22 protein-coding genes are annotated in these 24,291 nt (G+C 66.9%); 9 read left to right on the top strand and 13 right to left on the bottom strand.

Annotation, left to right across the window (positions count from 1 at the left end):
* Positions 1–142: 142 nt before the first annotated feature.
* The gene (locus DBV10_RS15755) at positions 143–568 is read left to right on the top strand and encodes a VOC family protein (protein WP_124514558.1); all 426 of its coding nucleotides are present in this window, start codon (positions 143–145) and stop codon (positions 566–568) included.
* A complete protein-coding gene (locus DBV10_RS15750; protein WP_124514557.1) occupies positions 565–810 on the top strand; it encodes a hypothetical protein in 246 nt (81 codons plus the stop codon). Before DBV10_RS15755 ends, DBV10_RS15750 begins: the two co-directional genes overlap by 4 nt.
* Before the next feature lie 30 nt (positions 811–840).
* Here the strand turns inward: DBV10_RS15750 and DBV10_RS15745 are convergent, their stop codons facing one another.
* Positions 841–1,728, bottom strand: a complete 888-nt coding sequence (locus tag DBV10_RS15745) for a LysR family transcriptional regulator (RefSeq protein WP_124514556.1) — start codon at positions 1,726–1,728, stop codon at positions 841–843.
* A gap of 71 nt (positions 1,729–1,799) precedes the next feature.
* Here DBV10_RS15745 and DBV10_RS15740 point away from each other — a divergent pair, with 71 nt between their 5' ends.
* Both DBV10_RS15740 and DBV10_RS15735 read left to right on the top strand, forming a co-directional pair.
* Positions 1,800–2,024 carry a hypothetical protein gene (locus tag DBV10_RS15740; protein ID WP_124514555.1) on the top strand — a complete coding sequence of 75 codons (225 nt, stop codon included), beginning with the start codon at positions 1,800–1,802 and terminating at the stop codon, positions 2,022–2,024.
* 150 nt (positions 2,025–2,174) lie between these two features.
* Positions 2,175–2,558: a VOC family protein gene (locus DBV10_RS15735; RefSeq protein WP_124514554.1), complete on the top strand. Its 384-nt coding sequence runs from the start codon at positions 2,175–2,177 to the stop codon at positions 2,556–2,558.
* A gap of 359 nt (positions 2,559–2,917) precedes the next feature.
* Here the strand turns inward: DBV10_RS15735 and DBV10_RS15725 are convergent, their stop codons facing one another.
* Positions 2,918–4,024: a tartrate dehydrogenase gene (locus DBV10_RS15725; protein ID WP_124514553.1), complete on the bottom strand. Its 1,107-nt coding sequence runs from the start codon at positions 4,022–4,024 to the stop codon at positions 2,918–2,920.
* Between the two features lie 124 nt (positions 4,025–4,148).
* Between DBV10_RS15725 and DBV10_RS15720 the strand changes: the two genes are divergently transcribed.
* Positions 4,149–5,087 (top strand): LysR substrate-binding domain-containing protein, encoded by a 939-nt coding sequence (locus DBV10_RS15720; RefSeq protein WP_199740121.1) that lies wholly within the window; start codon positions 4,149–4,151, stop codon positions 5,085–5,087.
* Positions 5,088–5,169: 82 nt separating this feature from the next.
* Here DBV10_RS15720 and DBV10_RS15715 read toward each other — a convergent pair whose 3' ends face one another.
* Both DBV10_RS15715 and rpsU read right to left on the bottom strand, forming a co-directional pair.
* The gene (locus DBV10_RS15715; protein ID WP_124514551.1) at positions 5,170–5,616 is read right to left on the bottom strand and encodes a GatB/YqeY domain-containing protein; all 447 of its coding nucleotides are present in this window, start codon (positions 5,614–5,616) and stop codon (positions 5,170–5,172) included.
* A 214-nt stretch (positions 5,617–5,830) separates the two neighbouring features.
* A complete protein-coding gene (gene rpsU / locus DBV10_RS15710) occupies positions 5,831–6,043 on the bottom strand; it encodes a 30S ribosomal protein S21 (RefSeq protein WP_007833691.1) in 213 nt (70 codons plus the stop codon).
* A 309-nt stretch (positions 6,044–6,352) separates the two neighbouring features.
* On the opposite strand from rpsU, the gene DBV10_RS15705 reads away from it, so the two are divergent.
* Positions 6,353–9,643 (top strand): EAL domain-containing protein, encoded by a 3,291-nt coding sequence (locus tag DBV10_RS15705; protein WP_124514550.1) that lies wholly within the window; start codon positions 6,353–6,355, stop codon positions 9,641–9,643.
* A 30-nt stretch (positions 9,644–9,673) separates the two neighbouring features.
* On the opposite strand, the gene DBV10_RS15700 is transcribed toward DBV10_RS15705, so the two are convergent.
* Together DBV10_RS15700 and DBV10_RS15695 are read right to left on the bottom strand one after the other, a co-directional pair.
* Positions 9,674–9,988 (bottom strand): hypothetical protein, encoded by a 315-nt coding sequence (locus tag DBV10_RS15700; RefSeq protein WP_124514549.1) that lies wholly within the window; start codon positions 9,986–9,988, stop codon positions 9,674–9,676.
* A 100-nt stretch (positions 9,989–10,088) separates the two neighbouring features.
* A complete protein-coding gene (locus DBV10_RS15695; protein WP_124514548.1) occupies positions 10,089–11,342 on the bottom strand; it encodes an NAD(P)/FAD-dependent oxidoreductase in 1,254 nt (417 codons plus the stop codon).
* A gap of 193 nt (positions 11,343–11,535) precedes the next feature.
* Here DBV10_RS15695 and DBV10_RS15690 point away from each other — a divergent pair, with 193 nt between their 5' ends.
* A complete protein-coding gene (locus DBV10_RS15690) occupies positions 11,536–13,620 on the top strand; it encodes a hypothetical protein (RefSeq protein WP_124514547.1) in 2,085 nt (694 codons plus the stop codon).
* Between the two features lie 177 nt (positions 13,621–13,797).
* Here DBV10_RS15690 and DBV10_RS15685 read toward each other — a convergent pair whose 3' ends face one another.
* Positions 13,798–15,999 carry a TonB-dependent siderophore receptor gene (locus DBV10_RS15685; protein WP_124514546.1) on the bottom strand — a complete coding sequence of 734 codons (2,202 nt, stop codon included), beginning with the start codon at positions 15,997–15,999 and terminating at the stop codon, positions 13,798–13,800.
* A gap of 272 nt (positions 16,000–16,271) precedes the next feature.
* Positions 16,272–17,453, bottom strand: a complete 1,182-nt coding sequence (locus tag DBV10_RS15680; protein WP_124514545.1) for an ABC transporter substrate-binding protein — start codon at positions 17,451–17,453, stop codon at positions 16,272–16,274.
* A 213-nt stretch (positions 17,454–17,666) separates the two neighbouring features.
* On the opposite strand from DBV10_RS15680, the gene DBV10_RS15675 reads away from it, so the two are divergent.
* The gene (locus DBV10_RS15675) at positions 17,667–18,149 is read left to right on the top strand and encodes a DUF4124 domain-containing protein (protein ID WP_124514544.1); all 483 of its coding nucleotides are present in this window, start codon (positions 17,667–17,669) and stop codon (positions 18,147–18,149) included.
* 32 nt (positions 18,150–18,181) lie between these two features.
* Here DBV10_RS15675 and DBV10_RS15670 read toward each other — a convergent pair whose 3' ends face one another.
* Positions 18,182–19,315, bottom strand: a complete 1,134-nt coding sequence (locus tag DBV10_RS15670) for a sterol desaturase family protein (protein ID WP_124514543.1) — start codon at positions 19,313–19,315, stop codon at positions 18,182–18,184.
* 117 nt (positions 19,316–19,432) lie between these two features.
* Here DBV10_RS15670 and DBV10_RS15665 point away from each other — a divergent pair, with 117 nt between their 5' ends.
* Positions 19,433–19,921 (top strand): acyl-CoA thioesterase, encoded by a 489-nt coding sequence (locus DBV10_RS15665; RefSeq protein WP_124514542.1) that lies wholly within the window; start codon positions 19,433–19,435, stop codon positions 19,919–19,921.
* Between the two features lie 80 nt (positions 19,922–20,001).
* On the opposite strand, the gene DBV10_RS15660 is transcribed toward DBV10_RS15665, so the two are convergent.
* The 4 genes from DBV10_RS15660 to ybiB form a co-directional block, all read right to left on the bottom strand.
* Positions 20,002–21,438 carry a cellulase family glycosylhydrolase gene (locus tag DBV10_RS15660; RefSeq protein ID WP_124514541.1) on the bottom strand — a complete coding sequence of 479 codons (1,437 nt, stop codon included), beginning with the start codon at positions 21,436–21,438 and terminating at the stop codon, positions 20,002–20,004.
* 218 nt (positions 21,439–21,656) lie between these two features.
* The gene (locus DBV10_RS15655; RefSeq protein WP_124514540.1) at positions 21,657–22,364 is read right to left on the bottom strand and encodes a type IV pili methyl-accepting chemotaxis transducer N-terminal domain-containing protein; all 708 of its coding nucleotides are present in this window, start codon (positions 22,362–22,364) and stop codon (positions 21,657–21,659) included.
* Between the two features lie 167 nt (positions 22,365–22,531).
* On the bottom strand, positions 22,532–23,365 hold the full coding sequence (cobA, locus tag DBV10_RS15650) for a uroporphyrinogen-III C-methyltransferase (protein ID WP_124514539.1): 834 nt from the start codon (positions 23,363–23,365) through the stop codon (positions 22,532–22,534).
* Positions 23,362–24,285: a DNA-binding protein YbiB gene (gene ybiB, locus DBV10_RS15645; protein ID WP_124514538.1), complete on the bottom strand. Its 924-nt coding sequence runs from the start codon at positions 24,283–24,285 to the stop codon at positions 23,362–23,364. Before ybiB ends, cobA begins: the two co-directional genes overlap by 4 nt.
* Positions 24,286–24,291: the final 6 nt, after the last annotated feature.

Here is a 24,291-nt window from a genome sequence, read left to right as displayed (position 1 = left end):
TCGGGCGATTGGACGCCCCAGCTGCTTGCATGGGCATGAGCCCATGCGGCGCATCCGAAGCATCCACTTCATCACGATGGCACTCCAATGCGATCTTCAAAAAGACCTTGAACAGGCTCTCAGCAACAACCAAGGAGATCTGATGACGAAGAACCAAGGCATTGGCGTGGTGGGCGTGTATGTGGACGACCAGGACGAGGCGCTGGCGTTTTATGCGGGCAAACTGGGGTTTCGCGTGCACACCGACGTGCGCAACGGGCCCTACCGTTGGCTGACGGTGCAGCACCCCGACCAGCCCGGGTTCCAACTGGGCTTGTTCACACCCGGCCCGCCCATCCACGATGCCGCCACGGCGCAGGCGCTGCGCGCCATGGTGGCCAAGGGCGCCATGCCGCCGCTGGTGCTGCATGTGGCGGATTGCCGGGCAACCTATGCGCAATGGCTCGACAAGGGTGTGGAATTCACGCAGGAGCCCGTGGACCGGTACGGCAATGTGGATGCGGGTTTTCGCGACCCGGCGGGCAACGGCTGGAAGCTGATCCAACTCGCCGCCGGAGGTGAGCGATGAGCGCCGGTGTGGGCATTCGGCGCTTTCACCGCGGGGTGTCGATGGCGTTCACGCTGGCCGTCATTGGCAATTTTGTGGCCCGTGCGCAGGGCTCGGGCAACCCGCCGGATTGGGTGACGTACGCACCCCTGCCGCCGCTGGCGCTGCTGCTGTTGACGGGGCTGTTCCTGTTTGTGCAGCCCTACCTTCGTCGGCCTGCGGTGCGGCGTGCTCCCAGCGCTCAGGGCTTACCGCCCGCGTGATGGCGAACGGCGGTGCGCAGCCCGCAGCGGTCAGTCAGCAAAGTCGGCCAGCAATTGCAGCACGCCCTCCACGGCCGGGGAGGGCGGGGGCTGGTGGCGGTGCGCCACGGCCATGGGGCGCATGAGCGGCGGCTGCAGGTGGCGGACCTGCACGTCGGTGGCACCTTGCAGGTCTTCCACCTCTTCCAGCGGCAGCAGCGCGGCGCACTGGCTGGCCACCGCCAGGCTTTTGAGCGCGCCGGGGTAGCTCAGGGCCAGAAAGGGGCGAGGGTGGTGGCCCGCCTGGCCAAACCAGTTGGCGATCAGCCCGTGCATCTGCGTGGCGGGCGCAAACGATGCCCAGCGGCGGCTGGCCAGCCAGTCGGGGGTCACGAACGTGGGCGCCTCCCACGCTGCGGGCAGCAGGGCGACCATGGGGTCGTTGCGCCAGGGGGTCTGGCGCACCTCGGCCAAAGGCGGTTGCGGGCTGGCGATGATGCCGATGTCCAGCGTGCCCGCCTTGAGCCGCTGCATCGAATCGGCCGAGCCCACGGCCTCCAGCCGGATCTCCACCCCGGGGCAGCGCACCGCCAGCGCCTCCAGCATGCGCGGCAGCAGCTGCGTGCTGACGCCCGCCGACACCCCCACGCGCACGATGCCCTCGCGTCCTGAGGCGCGGCGGCGCACGCGCTCCATCAGGTCGTCGCAGGCGAGCAGCAGCTGGCGCCCCTCTTGCACCAGCACCTCGCCAGCGGGGGTCAGCTCGGCCTGCCGCCGGCCCCGCACCACCAGGTCGGCCTGCAGGCGGGATTCCAGCTCCTTGATGTGCAGGCTGATGGTGGGCGGCGCCAGGTGCAGCGCCTGCGCGGCCGCTGCAAAGTTGCCCAGGTCGGCAATGGCGATCAGCGTCTGCAGGTGGTCCAGGTTGAAGTTGCGCATCAGTTTTTATGAATTGAAGCTTCATTGAATTCAACTTTACAGATGGTAAGCCAGGACCGAGCATGCGGGCCATGTTGCACCCCACCCGTTTGGTCCCCCGCACTTTCGATGACACCACGGCCCACCCGACCGCAGGCGCTGTGCCGACGGCGCCCCCCACCTTGCCCCAGCGGGGCCGCAGGCTGCGGCGCGCAGGCATTGCCTGCCAGCGGTGGCTGGTGGCGCTGGGTGCCGCCTTGGCGCGGGCCGAAAAGCACATCACCGAGAACTTCAGGGTGCCGCCCCACGGGGGGTGAAGGACGCGGGCAGCAGCACGGTCTGCACTGGTGCTGTGGTGGGGATCGGCCTACACTGCACCACCGGTCAGGCGGCCTGGACCGGGGCCTGGTGCGGACCAGGGGGCGCTGAGATCGAATGCAGGGCCGGATTGAGCGAAAGGACTTGGTATGTTGTCCGATGCCTCCGTAACCACCATGCTGCCGGTGATGGACATGGACCGCGCCCGCGCCTTCTACGAGGGTTGCCTGGGGCTCAAGCCCGGCGGGTTCCGGCCCGATGGCAAGTTTCTTTATGCGGTGGGGGGCAGCACGCTGGCCCTCTTCCCCAAGCCGGAAGGCACCAAGGCCGACCACACGGCCATCAGCTTCCAGGTGGCGGACATCGCGGCCACCATCGAGGCGCTGAAACGCGCCAAGGTGGTCTTCGAGGACTACGACTTCCCCGGCCTCAAGACCGTGAACCACGTGTGTGTGCTGGGCGCCGAGAAGGCCGCGTGGTTCAAGGACACGGAGGGCAACTACCTTTGCCTGCACGAGGACATCGCCACATAGCTCGCTGCTTTAAGAACCTGTTCAAGATCTTTTCGGGGTCGCACAAGTCCCTTGCCGGGATGGGATGCTAGGCGCGGTGCGCAGTGGATAGCCCGGCTATCCACAAGCTTTGCTCCGCCGCAGACCGCCCGGCAAGGCACTTGCCCGAAGGGTTGGAGTGAAATCGGGCGATTGGACGCCCCGGCTGCTTGCATGGGCACGAGCCCATGCGGCGCACCCGAAGCATCCACTCATCCCGATTGCACTCCAATGCGATCCCCGAAAAGATCTTGAACAGGTTCTAAGAGAAAAAGGCCTCTACCGCGCGATAGTTAAGCCTTTTAAGCTATTGAAATAGGAGCTTTTTGCCTTGGCGGGGTTCAGCCCTTGGCCACCACCGCCGCAGCAATCGCCTCGCCCACCTGCGTGGTGTTGGCCGTGCCGCCCAGGTCCGGCGTGCGGGGGCCGTTCTTGATGACCGCTTCGATTGCCGCCACGATGGCATCGTGCGCCGCGCGGCCTGCGCCCTGGCCCTGGGTGAGGAAGTCCAGCATCAGCGCGCCCGACCAGATCATCGCGATCGGGTTGGCGATGTTTTTGCCATAGATGTCGGGCGCCGAGCCGTGCACGGGCTCGAACAGGCTGGGGAAGTGGCGCTCGGGGTTCAGGTTGGCCGAGGGGGCCAGGCCGATGGTGCCGGTGGTGGCGGGGCCCAGGTCGCTCAAGATGTCGCCAAACAGGTTGGTGGCGGCCACCACGTCGAAGCGGCCCGGCTGCAGCACAAAGCGCGCGGTGAGGATGTCGATGTGCTGCTTGTCCAGCGTGACCTCGGGGTAGCTTTGGGCCACGTCGTCGGCGCGCTGGTCCCACCAGGGCATGCTGATGGCGATGCCGTTGCTCTTGGTGGCCAGGGTGACATGCTTTTTGGGGCGGCTTTGCGCCAGGTCGAAGGCGAACTTCAAGAGGCGGTGGGCGCCGTGGCGCGAGTAGACCGATTCCTGGATGACGATCTCGCGGTCCGTGCCTTCGTACATGATGCCGCCGAGCGCGGTGTATTCGCCCTCGGTGTTCTCGCGCACCACGTAGTAGTCGATGTCGCCGGGCTTGCGGCCGGCCAGCGGGCAGGGCACGCCCTCGAACAGGCGCACCGGGCGCAGGTTGATGTACTGGTCGAACTCGCGGCGGAACTTGAGCAGCGAGCCCCACAGCGAGACATGGTCGGGCACGGTGGCCGGCCAGCCCACGGCGCCGAAGAAGATGGCGTCCATGCCCGAGAGCTGCGCCTTCCAGTCGTCGGGCATCATTTTTCCGTGGGCCGCGTAGTAGTCGCAACTGGCCCAGTCGATGGGGGTGGTTTCCAGGGCGATGCCAAAGCGCGCTGCGGCCGCCTGCACCACGCGCAGGCCCTCGGGCATCACTTCCTTGCCGATGCCGTCTCCGGCGATGAGGGCGATGCGGTAGGTTTTGGGAGTGGTTGCGGTGGCCATAAAGCGGTCCTTGGAAGAAGTGGCGGGAGGCTGCCACGGGGGCTAGCCAGCGTTGTGGAGTGCATTGTTCCCAGCGTCACCGAAAACTACAATCAGCCAACTGTGGCCTCATACTTCACGAACCGTGCATAAAAATCCAGCTGCCGAAGACCTGCGCGTGTTCACCGCCGTGGTGCGCAAGGCGAGCTTTGGCGGCGCGGCCACCGAGCTGGGCACGTCCCCCGCTTACGTGAGCAAACGCATCCGCCTGCTGGAGCAGGATCTGCAGGTCAAGCTGCTGCACCGCACCACCCGCCGCGTGGCGGTGACGGAGGAGGGCGAGCGTGTTTTCCACTGGGCGCAGCGCATCCTGGACGACATGGAGCAACTCCTGCAGGAGGTGGCCGTCACGCGCAGCGAACCGCGTGGGCTGCTGCGCGTGAGCAGCAGCTTTGGCTTTGGCCGGCAGATCGTGGCGCCCGCGCTGTCGCGGCTGGTGGAGCAGCACCCGGGGCTGCAGGTGCGGCTGGAGGTGTTCGACCGGCTGGTGGATGTGGCGGGCGAGGGCTTTGACCTGGACGTGCGCGTGGGTGACGAGATCGCCCCGCACCTCATTGCCCGCCGCCTGGCCGACAACCACCGTGTGTTGTGCGCGGCGCCCGAGTATCTGCAGCGCAAGGGCATTCCGCGCACGGTGGCCGATCTGGCCGCGCACGACTGCCTGGTGATCAAGGAGCGCGACCACCCCTTTGGCGTGTGGCGCCTGCGCAGCGGCGCGCAGGAAGAGTCGGTCAAGGTGCGTGGCCCGCTGTCGGCCAACAACGGCGAGATGGCCGTGCAGTGGGCGGTGGACGGGCGTGGCGTGGTGTTGCGCTCGCTGTGGGATGTGGGCGCGCACCTGCAGACCGGGCGCCTGGTGCAGGTGCTGCCGCAGTGGCAGCAAGAGGCCAATGTGTGGGCCGTGTACCCCACGCGGCTGGAGCGGTCAGCCAAGGTGCGGGTGTGTGTGGAGTTTCTGCAGGCGCATTTCCGCGCCGGGTGGATGGCGCGGGATGTCGACGCGGGGGGAAACACCCCGGTTTGAAGCAAAAATAGCTGCTACCGCCCGTCTGGCAAGCGGTAGCAGCTATAAAAAAGATACTGACTGGGTGGTGGTGAGGAGGCGATCAGCCCGCCAGCGCTGCCTTCACCGCAGCCGACACCTGGCCCATGTCGGCCTTGCCCGCCAGGCGGGTCTTGACCACGCCCATCACCTTGCCCATGTCGCCAGGGCCTGCAGCGCCGATTTCGGCCACGATGGCCTTCACGGCGGCCAGCGTTTCTTCGGCCGACATGCGCTCGGGCAGGTAGGCCTGCAGCACGGCCATTTCAGACTTTTCCTTGTCGGCCAGGTCCTGGCGGCCTGCGCCTTCAAACGCGGTGATCGAGTCCTTGCGCTGCTTGATGAGCTTGTCCACGATGGCGACCACAGCCGCGTCGTCCAGCACGATGCGCTCGTCCACTTCCTTTTGCTTCATCGCAGCCTGCAGCAGGCGGATGGTGCCCAGGCGCTCGCTGTCCTTGGCGCGCATGGCGGTTTTCATGTCTTCGGTGATCTGGTCCTTGAGGCTCATGGCGGCTTCCTTTTTTGGTTTCAGACGGGGACGGAGGGTTTGCACAAAGCCCCTCTGGCTAGGCGCAGCGCCGCAGACAGTAGTCTTGCTACGGCAAGGCGCTGCAACGACGCCAGAGGGGCTTTGTGCAGACCCGAAAAAACAAAAACCCGCGCTTGGCGTCCCTAGCGCGGGTTTGTCGGCACTCCGTATCAGAACGGGGCCAAAGCGGTACTTAGTACAGCTTCTTGGGCAGTTGCATGCTGCGAACGCGCTTGTAGTGACGCTTCACGGCAGCAGCCTTCTTGCGCTTGCGCTCGGCGGTGGGCTTCTCGTAGAACTCACGGGCGCGCAGGTCGGTCAGCAGGCCGAGCTTTTCAATGGTGCGCTTGAAGCGGCGCAGTGCAACGTCAAAGGGTTCGTTTTCTTTTACGCGGATCGTAGTCATTAGCTAATGTTTTCCAAATGGTGCCTGCAGAGGGGCTTGGGGAGATCGGGCCTCAAGTCCGTACAAAGCGGTTTCCCCGTCTGTAACTAGTATTTGGCCGACGGGGCATTGCCAGCAAAGCCGGAGATTATAGCCTCTATCCGTGCCGGTGGCGCAAGGGTTGCCTGCCTTTCCGTCGGCGACGCGCCAGGATGGCCTCTTGCGGGGCGGACAGACTGGCAATGGCGCGGAAGTTGCTTCATGTTGTAACACTCCTACTCACCGGTGGGGAGCCCTGGCCATCCGCCCGGGCGGCCCCGCCGCAACACCATGGCATTCATGCGCCGCGTATCGGGCTGGCTGGGCCGCCTCAGTGTGGGCCGCAAGCTCATGCTCATCTATCTGCTGGACCTGACGGCGGTGATCTACGTCTCCAGCATCCTGATCCATGAGAAATACCTGGCCATCGATTTCACGCGCAAGGAGATCGTGGGCACCACCTATGCGGCGGTGGTGCGCGACGGCTTGCTGGGGCAGTTTCTGGATGCGTCCCAGCAGCCGCCGCTGGTGGCCGAGGTGCTGGCCCGGCTGGCCGTGGTGCGCGAGGCCCACGACGAGCAGTTGCACACCGGCGATGCAGGCCAGCGCTTCAGCACCGCGCTGGAGCAGTTGCCCGGCACGGCATCGCCCGCCCCGGGGGCATCGGCGGGGGGCGATGCGCCGTCGCTCACCCTGCGGCGCAGCCAGCTGCTGCGCGAGGGGCGCGAATTGCTCACCACCGTGGGCAACCAGTCCAACCTGATCCTGGACCCGGACCTGGACAGCTACTACGTGATGTCGCTGGTGGTGCTGCGCTTTCCGGAGCTGCTGCAGGCGGTGCACGACACGGTGAGTTTTCTGAGCGCGGCGCCCTCGGCGCTGGGGCCGCAATGGAACTCGGAGCTGCTCACGCTGGTGGGGCGGCTGGACGCGGTGGCGCAGGGCATTGAGTCGGACTACAACCAGGCCTTTATTGCGGGGTCGCCCGAGATGCGCGCGGCCCTGGGCCCGCAGCGCGAGGCGCTCAAGGCGTCGCTGGCGAGCCTGCAGGCCCTGTTGCAGGGCATTGCCGCTGGCGAATCGCGCCTGACGCTGGCCCAGGTGGGCGCACAGCAGGCCCAGGTGCTGGGCGCGCTGCGCGATGCCTGGTCGGTGGGCATTGTGGACCTGGAGCGCCTGCTGAACCAGCGGGTGGACAGCCTGTTTGCGCGCATGTGGCTGCACCTGGGCACGGCGCTGGTGCTGCTGGGCTGCATCCTCTCGCTCGTCACGCTGGTGGCGCGCCAGATTGCCAAGCCCCTGCAGCAGCTGGCGCGGGTGGCTGACGAGGTGCGCAAGAGCGGCGACCACCGGCTGCGCGCGCAGTGGAACAGCCGCGACGAAATCGGCCGCCTGGTCACGGCCTTCAACGAGATGCTGTCCCAGCTCGACCGCGACCGCGTGCTGCAGCAGGAACTGGCCGCCAGTGCCCGCGCGGCCGAGGCGCAGCGCGAGCTGGTGGAAGCCTTTCCCATCCCCATGGTGGTCACGTCCATCCCTGAGCACGAGGTGCTGCACTCCAACGCGCCCGCCGCCCACTGGCTGGGCGGCCGCAAGACCGACCCCTGGGCCGTGGGGCTGGAGCCCGGCGTGCGCGCACGCTTCTTTCAGCGCCTGGCGGACCAGGGCTCGGTCGATGAGTTCGAGGTGCGCTGGAAGGGCAGCCCCGAGCCGTCCTGGGCCGTGCTGTCGGCGCGGCGCCTGCAGTTCCAGGGGCGCGACTCGGTGCTCACGGCGTTCACGCCCATCAACGTGCTCAAGGTGATGGAGCAGCGCCTGGAGCTGTGGGCCAAGGTGTTCGAGGCCTCGTCTGAGGGCATCATCATCATGAACGCCGAGCAGCAGATCATCAGCGTGAACAAGGCGTTCTGCCGCAGCACGCACTACGACTTCTACGAACTCATCGGTGAAGGCCTGGGCTCGCTGCTGGAGGAGGCCGGCGGCGAGCCGCTGTCGGCGCAGATCCGCCGCACCATGGCCGACAAGGAATCCTGGCAGGGCGAGGTGCGCTTTCGCCGCCGTTCGGGCGAGACCTATCCGGCCTGGCTCATGGTGTCGGCCGTGCGCGAGGGCAAGGGGGGCGCCGTGGCCAACCACATCGGCATTGCCATCGACATCACCGACCGCAAGCACAACGAGGAGCGCATCCAGTTCCTCGCGCACCACGACGTGCTCACCGAGCTGCCCAACCGCTCGCTGTGTGTGCAGCGCCTGCAAATGGCGCTGGCGCAGGCGCCCATCACCGGCGAGAAGGTGGCGGTGCTGTTCATCGACCTGGACCGCTTCAAGTCCATCAACGACACGCTGGGCCACCACATCGGTGATGGCCTGCTGCGCTCGGTGGCCGCGCGCCTCACCCAAGCCGTGCGCAGCCGCGACACCGTGAGCCGCCTGGGCGGCGACGAGTTTGTGGTGGTGATGCGCGACGTGGCCGGGCGCGAGGATGTGCAGCAGTTGGTGGAGCGGCGGCTGATCCCGCTCATCCGCCAGAGCCACCCGGTGGAAGGGCACGAGCTGAACGTGTCCTGCAGCGTGGGCATTGCGGTGTACCCCGAGGACGGCAGCGACATCGACGAACTCATGCGCCGCGCCGACGCGGCCATGTACGAGGCCAAGACCACGGGGCGCGACATGGCGCTGTTCTATTCGATGGAGACCGACCAGCGCGCCGTGGCGCGCCAGACCATGGAGCAGCAGCTGCGCCGCGCGCTGGAGCGCAACGAGCTGAGCCTGCACTACCAGCCGCGCCTGTCTGCCAAGGGCGCGCACCTGCTGGGCGTGGAGGCGCTGCTGCGCTGGAACAGCCCGGTGCTGGGCGCCATCCCGCCCAGCGAGTTCATCCCCATTGCCGAAGAGAGCGGCATGATCCGCGCCATCGGCGGCTGGGTGCTGCAGCAGGCCTGCGAGCAGTGGGCGCAGTGGCAAGCGCGGCCCGAGGATGGCGGGGCGCCCCCGCACCCCCACCCGTTGGCGGAGGTGTCGGTGTCGGTCAACCTCTCGGCCGCGCAGCTGTCCGATCCGGCGCTGGTGCCTGACATCGAGGCGCTGCTGGCCCGCACCGGCATGCCCGCCCACCGGCTGGAACTGGAGATCACCGAGTCGCAGCTCATGGACAACGCCCATGCCGCCGAGCTGCAGCTGGCGGCCCTCAAGGCGCTGGGCGTGCAGCTGTCCATCGACGACTTCGGCACCGGCTACTCCAGCCTGGCCTACCTCAAGCGTTTTGACATCGACCGCCTCAAGGTGGACAAATCCTTTGTGCGCGACATGCTGGCCAACCCCGCCGACATGGCCATCACCCGCGCCATCATCGCGCTGGGCCACACCCTGGGCCTGCGCATCGTGGCCGAAGGCGTGGAAGACCTGGCCACGGCCCAGGTGCTGGGCGCGCTGGACTGCGAGGAGCTGCAGGGCTACTACTTCAGCCGCCCCTTGCCGCTGGACCACCTAGAGGCCTGGGCGCTGCAGCACCGTTTGCTGCAGGGGGCCTCGTTGCGCACGCTGGATGCCACCAGCACGCTACCCGCGCCGGTGATGGGGTGATGCCGCGCCGCGCTGTGGTGCGTGCCGCAGTCAGGCCAGGCGCAGGTGGAGCAGAACGGCCAGGCCGGTCAGGACCACGCCCGGCGCCAGATTGCCCAGCCACACGGAGGTGCGCGAGGTGGAGCGGCCCGAAATGCGCGAGTCGGCCCGCAGGTAGGCGTCGCCTTCGTCGGTGAGCAGCCACCGCAGCATGACCGTGCCCCCTGCCAACGATCCCACACCCAGCGCAGCAAGGATGGCGACAAAGATGTTGCCGCCGATGCTGGCCGCAGGCACCAGGGCCACGAGGGCACCGACTGCCGTGGCGGCGGCCTGCAATTTTTCTGCGCGTTCCATCGCATCCATGCCGGTCCCCTGATGAAAAAGACGCCGAGGGTGAAAGCCCGGTGGGCTGGCCCGAGTGTAGGTGCGTTGTTCTGGCGGCGTCTTCCGCTTCAGTGATGCGTCATGCACCACCGGCCAGCGGCAGCGCCTGCGCACACGCATGCGCGCTGGCCCAGGCCCACTGGAAGTTGTAGCCCCCCAGCCAGCCCGTCACGTCCACCACTTCGCCAATGAAGTACAGCCCCGGCTGGGCCTTGCACTCCATGGTCTGCTGCGACAGCGCCTTGGTCTCCACGCCACCCAGCGTCACCTCGGCCTTCTTGTAGCCCTCGGTGCCCGTGGGCGTCAGCTCCCAGCGCCCCAGTTGCTCGGCCAGGCGCGCCAAGGCCTTGTCGCTGGCCTCGTTGATGGGGCGCTGCCAATCCGCCTCGCGACCCGCCCAGGCATCGGCCAGGCGGCTGGGCACCAAGGTGGCCAGTTCGTTGGCAATCAGCTTGCGCGAACGGGCCTTGCCCTGCGCCAGCGCAGCGGGCAGATCGACCGTGGGCGCGAGGTTGATGGCCAGGGGCGTGCCCTCCTGCCAGTAGCTCGAAATCTGCAGCACCGCCGGGCCCGACAGGCCCCGGTGGGTGAACAGCAGGTCTTCGTCAAACGCCATGCGCGCCTTTTTGGCACCCGTGCTGATCTGCACCGGCAGCGCCAGCCCTGCCAACTGGGCATAGGGCGCCCAGCCCGCACCATCAAAGGTCAGCGGCACCAGGCCTGGGCGGCGTTCGATCAGCGGGATGTGGAACTGCTGCGCCAGCCGGTAGCCGAAATCCGTGGCGCCGATCTTGGGGATCGACAGCCCGCCCGTGGCAATCACCAGTGAGCGCGTTTGCACCGGGCCCCGGTCAGTATCAATTTGATAGCTGCCAGCGCTGGATGGATGCGCGGTAGCGGCCAAAAAAGCGATGTTTTTTACCGCACAAGGCTGCCAGTGTGTCACCCCGCCCGCCGCGCACTCGGCCAGCAGCATGGCAATGATGTCCTCGGCCGATCGGTCGGCAAACAGCTGGCCCTTGTGTTTTTCGTGGTGGGGGATGCCGTGCTTGTCCACCAGCGCAATGAAATCCTGCGGCGTGTAGCGCGACAGCGCCGAGCGGCAGAACTGCGGGTTTTGCCCCACAAAGTGCTTGTGGGGTGCGGCTGGGTCCAGGTCGCGGTTGGTGAAGTTGCAGCGCCCGCCACCCGAGATGCGGATCTTCTCCGCCACCTTGTCGGCATGGTCGATGAGCAAAACCTTCAGCCCCCGCTGGCCCGCCTGGGCTGCACAGAACAGGCCGGCAGCGCCGGCGCCGATGATGATGGCGTCAAAAAATGGGATCGTCGGCACTTCGTTCGGATGCGATGGCGCAAAAAAGAGGCTGATTGTGCCGTCAATGCTTGTCGCATGGGTCGCGGCGGAAACAACCGTCGGTGGGCGTTGCACATCTGTGTTTCTATGGGTAACAGAGGTGCCGCCATAGCGTTCCGTTGGTGCGACGCACCAATAATGGGCGCTTGCTCAAAGGAAGGAGAACCTGAACATGACGTCTGGATTCGATACCAAAGCACAAGCCATCACGCGTCGCCGGTTTGGTCAATGGGGCTTGGCGGCCGCGGCCTCCGGTGTGGGCGGCTGTGGCGGTGGAGGGGGCGGGGGTGGCGAGCCCGCAGTGGAGCCGCCCGCCAAAGCCGGCACCCTGGAAATGGTGGCCGGCGCCTTGGGCGGTGGCGGGTTCGCATTGCAGCAAGGCGCCATGGCGCGTTTGCCCGCAGATTTGACGGGGCCTGCGTTCAACGCCCAGGGTGACCTTCAGTTCGTTGGCCTGTACGGTTGGGACTGCCGTGTGGGGCGCAGAAGCCGGCTGGGGGCGTCGTCGTTTGCCCGGACGTATCCCTGGTCTTTTCGTGGCTATTTGTTTGACGCCCTGGGCCGTTACCTTGTGGAAACGGGAGCCGGGAGTGTTCATTATTTGCAGGGGGAAACGCCTGTCCTCCTGGCGGGCGGTGGGTCGGACACCGCGCTGGTGGATGGAGTCGGTGCGCGTGCTTCCGTCTTCCGGTTCGATTCACCCTTGCTGGCCCAGGACGGGCTCGTGTACTTCATTGATACAGGCCCCCGCTACCAACCGGTGTTGCGTACCCTCGGGACCGATGGAGCCGTAAAAACCCTTTTGCCCCTCCCCCGGGGGAGTCAGCTGCTGGAATCCGCCACCGGCGGGGTGCGGCGTTACACCAAGTTTGCGACAGAACCCTATGAATGGGCGGATCTGGTGCTGGAAGGCGGCGCTTACCAATGGCGAGTCCTTCCCAACCAGTGGCCTTTTGATCAGTGGACTCCGCTGAGGAAGGTCTACGGGGCCCAGGATGCGTATTGGGCGCTGGCTGGGGAGCAAGGGGCACGGGAATTCACCATCGCACATTTTGATTTGTCAGGTCGCCCACTGTCGGGAGGGTGGAAGGTGCGGGGCCGCAGAGTGGCGGTGGTTCAAGGGCCGTCGAACATGACTCCAACCTCCTTGTTTGTCGCATGCAGCGACACGGATGAGAGTGGGACGGAGATCGTGGAGTGCCGATTGGAACTTCCGAGCACGGTGGTCTACAGATGGCTGGGAGTGCGAGCCAATGCAGGCGAGGTGGACGGCCAGAACCAGGCGCGGTTCAGCTTCCTCAGAGGCGTCGAGGCCTTGCCTGATGGGGCTGGCGGCTTGATCTTGCTGGAGAACCAGCGAGGCAATTCGTCAGATGCTGCTCCTGCACCGGCCCTCAGGTCCGTCAGCGCCTCGGGCCAAGTGAGCACATGGTCGTTGGAGCCCCGGGGGAACCGCGTGGCCATTGCCTATGGGCACTTGATCGCCTATGACGCCCGAAACAGCGCATTGGTCCGGACGCCGAGGGATGGCCAGTCTGCGTGGCAGACATGGACCAGTTCCAGCCATTTCGCTTCCGGGGGGTGGAACAACCCGGGCGTGCAAGTCTTGCGCACCGATACGATGGGCGTGCTGTGGTTTGCAAAGCGCTATCTGCCGTTTGTCAACCCGATCAGCAATAGCAAAGAAAACGGCAATCCCCTCGTCGGCACGATCGATGCCAATGGGCAGGTGACGATCGTCGCGGGAGATCCGCAAGCCTTGTACACGCCCCAGACTTATCCCTCGCTGGCACAGCGCCCCTGGTACATGGACATTGTGGACATGGCCTTCGAGGGCGGTGCTGCGCAGGTGTCGTGGGTGCTGTGCAACCGGGTGGAGCTGGATGGCGCCACCAACTTTGTGCGGTTCCATCCCGAGCTGGTGCGCATCGACACCCAGGGAATCCAGAGATTCGCGTTGTCTTTGGAGATAGATCGAAATTTGCCAGTTTCCAAGGAACCCTTCAAGCAAATCTGCGTTCTGCCCGGCCGGCCCGGCGAGGTGTTTCTTTCCAGCACCTGCGGCGTGCACCGGTGGACGCAGGCCAAGGGGCTGGAACTGCTGGCGGGGCAGGCCGAGTCTACGCCCGGCGGCGTCTTGCTCGGGCAGTTGCCGGCGGGACTGAACCTGGTGAAGTTCCTGGCGCCCGGGGCCGACCGGCGCAGCCTGTATGTGGGCAGCGAGAACAGCGTGCTGAAACTGGTGCTGTCGGATTAACCTGCAGTCGCAGGCCATTGCGCGGGCGCGGACAGCCATCGAACGCGACCAGCGCGAATGCGTGGCCGAGCCCCCGGGGGCGCACCGAGGGGCTGCACAAGCAGCTGCGGGCGCTGGAGGCGAAACCCGGCAGGCTCTACCTGGGGCCTGCCGGGGCCGGAGTGCCCCGGCCTCCGCCTAGAACTTCGCGCGCAGGGTCACGCTCAGGTTGCGCGGGTCCGCATAGTTGCCGTAGTCCAGGTTGGCCCAGTACTTCTGGTTGGTGACGTTGTTCACGGCCACCGTGGCGCTGAGCTTGGGGTTGAACTGCCAGGACGCGCGCAGGTTGAGGATGGCCTTGGGCGATTGCTTCACCGTCACCGTGCCGCTGGGGTGCGGGATGTTGAAGCCTTCGATGGCGCTTTGCCAGGTCAGGTTGCCGCCCACCGACAGGGGCGCGAGCGCGCCCGACAGCTGGTAGTCCGTGCCCAGTTGCAGCAGGTAGTCGGGCATGTTGGCGTAGATCAGGTCGGTGGGCGCCCGCGTGACCTTGGCGCGGGTGAGGCCCGCGCTCACACGCCACTGCCGGGTGGCCATGCCCGCGAACTCCAGCTCGAAGCCGGTGGATTGGGTGCCGTTCACGGCCACGTAGGGCAGGGTGCCGTCGGGCAGCGGGGTGGTGATGGCGCTGTCGCGCACGCCGTAGTTGTCCTGCTTCGTTTGGAACACTGCAAAGTGCGCCTGGATGCGGCGCTCGAACAGCTCCGCCTTGAGGCCGGCCTCGGCATTGCTGCCAATGACGGGCGACAGCGGCTGGTTGCTGCGGTCCTTGTAGTTCTGCGGGTTGAAGATGCGTGCGTAGCTGGCATAGGCCGACAGCGTGGGCGTGATGTCATATACCGCGCCCACATAGGGCGTGGCCTTGCGGTTCTCGTCCTGGATGGCCGAGCGGCCCGCATACGTGCCGGTGGTGCCGTAGGTGTCGGAGTGGCGGTGCCAGTCTGTCAGGCGCAGGCCGGTGAGCACCGACAGCGGGTCGGTCACGCGCCAGCGTGCCGAGGCGAACAGGCCCGTCTGCTGCGTGATCTGTGTGCGCCAGGCGCCGGTCTTGGAGTATGTGGGCGCAGGCGCATTGCCGTCCCAGGTGTAGATGTTGGGGATCACATAGCTCCAGCCCGCCACCGAGGTGTAGCCATCGGTGCGCGTGGCGGTGCGGGTGGAGCTCATGCCCACCACCAGGTCGTGCTTGCGGCCGCCCAGCTCGAACTTGCCTGACAGGTAGGCGTCCACCGTGTCCTGCTTTTCGCTGCCGCCGCTGACGGCGGCATACAGCGTGGTGCCCGCGCCCGTCACCGGGTTGATGAAGGGCGCCTTGGCGGTGGTGGCGCCGTAGCCGTAGGTGCTCAGGCGGAAGGTGTCGCCCTCGGTGTGGTTCAGCGCGGCCTTCAGGCTCCAGTCGTCGTTCAGCTGGTGCTCCAGCGTCGCGTAGAGCGTGCCCGAGGTGCGCTCCCAGCGCGTCCATGGGGGCGAGAAGCTGGTGGAGATCGGCAGGTCAATCGGCGCGCCCGTGGTGGCAAAGCGCGGGATGGTGCCCCAGATGGGCGCCTGGGGGTCGTTGGACTGGCGCTGGTAGCCCACCGACACCACGGTGGCGGTGCCGATGTCGGCCTCCACCGCCGCGAGCAGGGCGGTCTTGTCTTCGGAGTAGCGGTCGCGGAAGCTGTCCTTCTTCTGCGGGGCCACCACCAGGCGGCTGCGCACGCTGCCGTCGCTGTTGAGCGGCGCGTTGATGTCCAGCTCGCCCCGGTACAGGTTCCACGAGCCGGCGGTGAGCGCGACGGACGCCGCGAACTCGCGCTGTGGGCGCTTGCGGACCATGTTGATCGTGGCCGAGGGCACGCCCACACCGGTCTGGATGCCATTGGCGCCGCGCACGATGTCGATGCGCTCGTACAGCGCGGTGTCGAACTCCTGGTTGGTGCTGCTGCTGTAGCTGGGCAGGCCATCGGTCTGGAAGTCGGTGATCTGAAAGCCCCGCGCGTAGTACAGCGGGCGCTGCGTGTCGTAGAAGCTCACGGCAATGCCGTTCACGTTGCGCAGCACGGCGTCGATGCTGGTGAGCGACTGGCGCTCGATCTGCGCACGGTTCACGGTGCTGACCGACTGCGGCGTTTCACGCGCCGTGAGCTGCAGCCGGGTGGATGCGCTTTCACGCGCGCCCGACACGGTGACGCTGTCGAGTGCCTTGGGCGCCACGACCTGGTCGGTGGTGGTGGCCGAAGGGGTGTCTGTGGCTGCGGGCTGCTGGGCCCAGGCGGCGCCCGCCAGGTTGGCGGCCAGGGCGGCAGCGATGGCCAGGGGATGAACGGCACAGACAAGGCGCCTGCGGGGTGCGGACATGGACGGGCTCCAGAGGGAAAAGCGGTGGCGGGCTGGCTTGCAGCGCTTTTCCTACGGGATGCACGGCTGGCTGGGAACAATCGTAAAAATTGTAAACGCGAATGGGAATGATTGTTAATTGCAAATCGATGCAAAAGGACAATCCCTGCCGTTTTGTCGCCATCGCACAACGGGCCGGTGCATGGCGAGGTGCTGGCCGGCGCTGCACGGCGAGGCCATGTGGGGCGCTGGACGGCATGCTGCGCAGCCCGGAGGGGCGCGCAGGTGCGTCCCTACTGCCGGTACACCCCGCCAGACCCCACCACGGCGATGTCCACGTAGTTGGAGCCATGGTGGTTCTGCGCGCTGAACTGGTAGCCAAAGCCGCCCAGGTCCAGGGCGCCCAGGCTTTCCATGGCCTGGGCGAGGCTGGCCCGTGTGACGCCGGGCCCGGCGGCGCGCAGGCCTTCGATGAGTACGCGCGCGTCCATGTAGCCGGTGTAGCGGTCGTAGTCCACGGGTTTGTCGCGGCGTTTCATGGACGCCTGGAAGTCCCGCGTGAGTGCCATCGTGGGTTTGTTGGGCGGCGGGCCGGTGCGTGCCACGGCCAGGCCGCGTGCGTCGTCCCCCAGCGCCTTGAGCACGGCCGTGCCCGCGCCCAGCGACAGGGTGTAGACCGGCACACCCAGGTGGGCCCGGTTGGCCCGCACATAGGCCACCACGGGCGGGCCCGCGGCCACCAGCAGCACGGCCGTGGGCTTGTGGGTCGCCAGGGCCTTGGCGGCATCGGTGGCGTCTTCTCCGCTGGAGGCCAGCGCATGCGTGCCGGCCAGCGTGGCGCCCTCGGCTGCAATGGTCTTTTCGACCAGCGGCAGCAGCAGCTTGCCGAAGTCGTTGTTCTCGTAGGCGACCGCAATGCGCGAGCTTTGTACGGCCACCAGGTTGCGCACGATCTTCACCAGCTCGTCGGCATAGCTGGCGCGGGTGGTGAACAGGTAGGGGTGCTGCTGCGCGCGGATGGCCGGGCTGCCGGTGTAGACCCCGATCAGCGGCAGTTTGGCCTGCGCGAGATAGGGCAGCAGTGCCATCACCTGCGACGTGCCCGCCACGCCGAACAGGGCCAGCACGCCGTCTTTTTCGCTCAGTTGCCGGGTGTTTTCCAGCGCGCGGCGCGGGTCGAAGCCGTCGTCCAGCGACACCAGGCGGATCTTGCGGCCCCCAATGCCGCCTTTGGCGTTGGCGTCGTCGATGGCAGCGTCCTGGCCTTCGTGGATGGGCTCCAGAAAGGGCGCCATGCCGCCCGACAAGGCCGTGGTGCGGCCAATGAGGATGTCGCCCTTGCCTGCGGCCGCAGGTTGCGCCTGGGCGGGCAGGCCCGCAAGGGCCACGCCGCCTGCGAGTGCCAGCACCACGCTGCGGCGGCGCGCCTGGGGAGCCTGTGGGCTGGTGGGGGGCAATGCAACATGGGCTTTCATCAAACAGCGTCTCCTGGCAGCGGCCACCATGGCCACAAAGTGCGGCGATGGTAGGAGCGGGGCGGGCTGCCGATGCACCGGGTTTGTACCGGGGGCGCGTCAAATGGGGGACATGCGCGGAGGGACGGGCCGAGCCGCCGTTCCGCCAGGCCCCAGGCGGCAGGGCGAGCAGGGCGCGGTAGCATGCGCCATCCATCCGCCGAGGACCGCTCCATGACTCCGATCCGCTTTGCCGCCTGCGCCCTGGCGCTGGGCTTTCTGGCCCCGGCCTGGGCCATCAACAAATGCACGGACGCCGATGGCAAGGTGTCGTTCCAGGACGCGCCCTGTGCGGGCGAGGGCGAGAAGATCGAGGTGCGGCCTGCCGTGCAGGGCGCGACGCCCATCCCGCCCAGTGCCTCCACCGCGAAGGAGGGGGTGTTTGGCGCCGCCTGGCAGCGCAAGCATTACCTGCAATCCCAGGGCGTGCCCCAGGCGCGCGCGGCCGTCGAGCGCAATCAGCGGGAATGCGCGGCGCAGCCCGCCGAGGTGACAACCCAGTCCGGCCCGCTGCGGCGCAGCACCATTGCACCGGGCACGCTGTTCGCGCAAGACCGCGCGGCCGCCACCGCCAAGGACCGGGCTGCGTGCGAGGCCCGCACCCAGGAGCTGCGCGACGAACTCAGGGCATTGGAGGAGGAGCTCAGCGCGCTGTAGCCGACGAGGCCGGCTGCATGGGACTCCGGTGTTCAGCCCTTCCAGGTGAACGGAAACTTGAACTGCTTGATGAACCCGTTGGGCACGTAGTCGCCCAGCACGCCGTAGTGTTCGGGCCAGAGCTTGGTGCTTTTCACGGCGGTGCCGAACAGGTAGTCCAGGAAGGCAAAGTGCGCGGCGTAGTTCTTGTCCAGCGCCTCCTGGTCCTGGCTGTGGTGCCAGTGGTGGAAGTTGGGCGTGACCAGCACGTAGCGCAGCGGCCCCAGGCGCACGCTCACGTTGGCATGGTTGAACACGGCCTGGAAGCCCACGATGACGATGTAGGCATCGATCACTTCCTTGCTGAAACCCAGCACGTAGATGGGCGCTAGCACCAGCGTGCGGGTGATCAGCAGCTCCAGGATGTGCTGGCGCGAGCCGGCCATCCAGTCCATGCTTTTCACGCTGTGGTGCACGGCGTGCAGGCGCCACAGCAGGGGCACCTCGTGGTAGGCGCGGTGCGTCCAGTACTGCACCAGGTCGGCCACCAGCACGATGAGGAACAGCGCCACCCAGAAGTTCAGGCCTTGCACCCAGCCGCGGATGCCGTCGCTGGCCGCCCAGCCGAAGAACCTGTGCACGATGAGGTTGGTGGCCAGCAGCACGAAGCCCACCACCATGTGGTTCACGATGAAGTGGTGGAAGTCGGTCTGCCACTCGGCGCGGAAGATGGGCTGGTCCTTGCGCAGCGCGAACAGTTTCTCGATGAAGATGAAGATCAGCGAGCTGCCCAGCAGGTCCAGGATGAACCAATCGAGTCCGATGTAGGGCGTGTTGTCGGGGAAGTTGGGGTCCACCTCGACCTTGTGCCCACCCAGCAGGGCGGTCAGCACAACCATGGCAAAGGCAAACGCGGCCAGCCAGCGCGCGCGGTTGAACAGGATGTTGACCAGCGAGATGCCCCCCGCAATCGCCATGGCCGCCAGCATGAGGGTGCGGATCACCGACACGTCATAGCTCTTGCGCAGCTGCGGCGTGGTCAGGTACTCAGGGAAGTGAAAGGCCAGCACGCCCAGAAAACACAGGATGGCCAGCGTGAGCGCAATCACGCCCGACACCAGCCCCTTGCCGGTGCGCAAGGCACCATGGCTTTCGGTGAATTCGTTGAGTTTTTCTAGTTCGATCATCGGGTCCTCCTTGCGCCTGGAGGGCAGGCGCTGCGCGAGTGTAGCGAAGCCGCCACCCAGGGCGCGATAGCGCTGTTTTCGCGTGTGGCAGCGCATGGGGCTTCCTAAAATCGGGGCATGAACATCCCATCACACCAACTGAGCATGACCGTGCTCATGTCGCCCGACATGGCCAATTTTTCGGGCAACGTGCACGGCGGCGCCATCCTCAAGCTGCTGGACCAGGTGGCGTACTCGTGCGCCAGCCGCTATTCGGGCTGCTACACCGTGACGCTGAGCGTGGACCAGGTGATGTTTTTGCAGCCCATCCATGTGGGCGAGCTGGTGACCTTTCTGGCCAGCGTGAACTACACGGGCAGCTCGTCGATGGAGGTGGGCATCAAGGTGGTGGCCGAAGAGATCCGCTCGCAGGTGGTGCGGCATGTGAACAGCTGCTTCTTCACCATGGTGGCCGTGGACGAATCGCGCAAACCCGTGCAGGTGCCGCCGTTGTCGCCCTCCAGCCCGGACGAGCGCCGCCGCTGGGACGCCGCCCTGCTGCGCAAATCCTTGCGCAAGGAACTGGCGGAGCGCTTCCGGCAGGTGCGTGAAACCGCTGGGGGATAGGGCGGAACCTGGAATGAAAAAAGGGCCCCTGCATGGCAGGGACCCTTGTTCTGTGGCTGTTCGATCTGGGCGAAAGCGGCTCAGCGTGCGGCGCAGAAACCGAACTCGGCGGTGGCCCGGGGGGCCAGGGTCTGGTTCCAGCTCACGCCGGAGGCGCTCAGGGTGCTGCCGGCCTGGGACCAGGTGGCGTTCCACAGGTTGTTGATGGTGCCGCTCACCGGGACGGTGATGGCCCAGTTGCCGGTGGCATTGCCCATGTTGATGACCTGGACCCGTTGGCAGTAGCCCGAGCCCCAGTCGCTGTCCACGGTCTGCGCCACCGAGAAGTTGGCAACCGGTGTGGGCGTAGGAGTGGGTGTCGGCGTTGGTGTGGGGGTTGGCGTTGGCACAGGCGTTGTACCGCCGTCACCCCAGAGGCGCTGCAGCAGCTGCACCTTGTCCGTGCGCACGGTGGTCCAGTCATCGTCCAGGATGCCGCCGGTGTCGCCGCTGTTGGGGTTCCACGACCAGTAGAAGCCGCTGCGCATGCCCTTGGCCACGAGGTAGTCCACCAGCGCGTTTTGCCACTGCACATCGCGTACATCGCCCCGGCCATACTTGCCGCCGAATTCGCCCAGCACCACGGCATGGCCGGCCTGCGCGAAGCGGCCAAAGTGCTGGTCCCAGATGGCGGGCATGTTGCCAGGGAAGCCGGAGGCGTTGAAGTACGACTGCACGTACACATCCGGCCCGTAGGTGTGCGGGGCCAGCAGCAGCCGGTTGGCCGGGATGTTCAGGGGCGTGCACGCCAGGGGCTCCAGGTTGCCTCCCCAGAAGTGGGCGTTGTTGCCCGAGCAGCCGGGGTTCTCGCCGATGCCTTCAACGGCAATCAGCCATTGCGGTGCGACCTGCAGAACGGCGGCAGCGGCGCGCTCTGCGGCGCGGTTCCAGTCGGTGGCGTTGTTGCCCGTGCCCCAGGTGGCGGCGCCATGGGGTTCGTTCTTGATGTCGATGCCGATCACGCCCGGGACACCCACATAGCGCTGGGCCACAAAGGTCAGGTCGCTGATCCATTGCTGCTCGCTGTAGCCCGGGGTGTACCAGAGTTCGCTGATGGTCTGGCAGTCGGGGGTGTGGTGGTCCAGCAGCACATACATGCCGCGTGCGCTCAGCTCGCCCACCACCTTGTCCATGACCTGGATGGCCGAGAGGCCTTGCAGGTCGGCATTGCGGCCGTAGTCGATGCTGTCGGGCGGGGCCGAACCGTGCAGCGTGGCGGGGCAGAACGGCAGGCGCACGGCGTTGAAGCCCTGCGCCTGCATCTGCGTGATCATGTCCTGCCAGTTGCGGGCCCACAGGCCATGCACCACATGGGTGTTGGTTTCAAAACCAAACCAGTTCACGCCGCGCAGCTGCACGGCCTGGCCTGCATCGTTCACCACCTTGCCGGCCTGGATGGCATAGCTCCAGGCCATGTCGCTGCCCAACAGCAGGCAGCCGGTCAAAGCGAGGTTTTTGCACAGGGTTGTCAGCTTCATGGTGTGTGTCTTTGTTGTATTCAGGCCAGGGTGCAAAGGGTGTGCGCCTTGGGCCTGCATGCCTCCCTCGCAGCGCCTCCAGCGGCCTTCCGGTGGGACACGCGCTGGCTCGTTTCCCAGGCCCGCGAATTGTAAAAGCACATGCATGAGTTTCTGCGCAGATTTTGAGGTGCGCACGACTTTTGGAGAACCACAAGCCCCAGGCCTGCGGGCAGCCGTCAGTTGTTGCCGCTGCGGCTGCGCCCGGCCAGCGACACCGCCTGCAGCGACAGGCCGTCGATCTCGCTGGTGATGCCGGACAGCACGTTGGCCACCACGGCAAATTCGCGGCCGTGCTGGCCTGCGCGGGCGGCCATCACCTGGGCGTTGAAGCTGACCACCTTGGCCTCGCGGGCCACGGTCTGGATGGAGGCCACGATGCCCGCGAGTTCCTTCATCAGCGTTTCGGACCGGGCCTTGCCCACCTGGTCAAACGCGGTGGTGGCGGTGTTGAGGGCATCCAGCACGCCGTCGGTGGATTCCACCAGCCGGGCCAGGGCCTCTTCCACGCGCGGGCTCTGGCGTTCGGTCAGGCCGAGCGCGGTGTCCACCTGCTGCGCAAATTGATCGATGGTGGTGCCCACCCCTGCAGGGCCCTGGTACACCTTGCGGATGACTTCGGCGCTGCCGTTGTCCAGATGGCGCGGTGTTTCGACCAGGCGCGCCTGGCTGTCGGTGAACAGGGCCAGGGTGCCGCGTGCGGCTTTCAGGTGCAGGTCGCTGCCGCGTGCGGCCAGCACGGTCTGCAGCACCATGCGCTGCGACAGCATGCGCTGGCGCGCAGCCAGGTTGACCAGCGACATGCCGTTGTCGCGCGGTGCTGCCGCGGGGGTGGAAGACAGCGTGGGCATGCCGGTGGTGCGTGCGGGGGCGTGGAAGGCTGCCATGGTGTTCCTTGTGCTTGTGGCATTCAGATGCTTGCGGTCAAGCAATACCTGGGCCAACGTGGGGTTGCGCAGTGCGGATGGAGATCAGAAAAAAGGCGTGCAGCAACCCGGACGCAGCGCTGGGCCCAGCGCTGCGTCCGATGGTCGAGAGATGGAAAGGGCTGTGCTCAGCCGGCGCGCAAGGCCTGGGGCGCCTGCGCCGCATCCTGCGATGCCAATGCCACGCCACGCACCACATCGCCCACCACGATCACCGAGGGGCTGGCCAGCCCTTCGTGCGTGATGGTGGCGTGCAGGCGGCCCAGCGTGGTGACCGCATGGCGCTGGTGGGGCAGGCTGGCGTGCTGGATCACGGCCACGGGCGTGTCGGGGGGCAGGCCGCCGCCGAGCAGTTCCTGCTCGATGGTGGCGACGCCGCTCACGCCCATGTAGATCACGAGCGTGAGCCTGGCGTCGCGGGCCGTGCGGGCCAGGGCCTGCCAGTCGGTGCCCGCGTCGCCCGGCTTGGCATGGCCGGTGATGAAGACCACGCCATGCGCATGTTCGCGGTGCGTGAGCGGGGCGCCCAGCGAGGTGAGCCCGGCCAGGCCCGCCGTGATGCCGTTGATGACGCTGACCTGCACACCGGCGGCGCGCAGGTGCTCCACCTCTTCGCCGCCGCGTCCAAAGATGAACGGATCACCCCCCTTGAGGCGCACCACGTTCTCGCCCTCGCGCACGGCCATGAGCATGAGTTTTTCGATGAAGGCCTGCGGCGTGCTTTTGCAGCCGCCACGCTTGCCCACATAGACGATGCGGGCCGTGGGTGCGGCGTGGGCCACGATGGCGTCGCTCACGAGGTCATCCACCAGCAGCACGGTGGCCGCCTGGATGGCCTTCAGGGCCTTGATCGTCAGCAGTTCCGGGTCGCCCGGGCCGGCGCCCACCAGAGTGCAGCTGCCGCCGCTGCCCAGGTGCGTTGGGGTGGAAGGCTGGGGGCGGGGGGGCGTGGGGCGGCTCATGGGGATGTCTCCGAAACGGTTTGATCAGCCAGTCGCAAGATATGTTCCACCTGCCGCTCGATGGCGGGAGGAATCGGCAGCTCGCCGGCCAGAACGCGGCGCGTGTAGGCCGCCGTGGTGGCCACGTCGATCTCGGCGGGCAGGCCGGGCACCTCGCTGGCGGTGCCGGGCTGCTGCGCCTCCAGCACCTGGTGCGCGCCGTGCACGAAGCCGTCGTAGCGCGGCGTGCGGCGCGGGTCGGTGGCGACCTCGCCTTCCAGTCCGCGCGAGAGCAAGGCACTCATGCCCAGCGTGCGGAAGGTGGCCTGCAGCATTTCGAAGTATTCCGGGTGGGTGTAGGCGGTGACGACCACCGACGCCCCCGCGCAGGGGCTCATCAGCTTGGCCACGCTGTGCCCCGGGTTGCGCAGGCCCACCACCTCACGCACGGCCAGCAGGCGCGCCAAGCCCGCGTGCAGGTGCTGGGTGTGGATGTGGCGCACTTGGCCGTTTGCTATCTCTTCGGGAGCTGTTAGGGCTGGTACATCAAGCCATAGAAGCACATCCGATGCCAGAATGCGGCGCGCCTCGGTGCGCATGCCGTGCAGCAGCACGGGCAGGCCCTCACGCGCCAGCAGCAGCGCCAGCAGCGGGGTCAGCACGGGCAGCTTGCGCGCGCCGTTGTAGCTGGGCAGCACGATGAGCGGGCGGTCGGTGGCGGGCAGCAGGGCCAGGCGCTGGTGCGTGGCATCGAGAAAGCCGCACATTTCCTCCGAGGTCTCGCCCTTGATGCGCATGGCCAGGCAAAAGGCGCCGATCTCCAGGTCGCTCACCTGGCCATCCAGCACTTGGCCGAACAGGTCGGTGGCCTGCTCGCGCGACAGCGGCTTGGCGCCGCGCGCGCCGCGGCCGATTTCCTTGATGTACTGGGCGATGGCCATGGGGGC

Origin of the sequence: Acidovorax sp. FJL06, assembly GCF_003852545.1 — a bacterium.
Lineage (GTDB): Bacteria > Pseudomonadota > Gammaproteobacteria > Burkholderiales > Burkholderiaceae_C > Acidovorax.
This window is presented reverse-complemented; position numbering and strand designations above follow the sequence as displayed.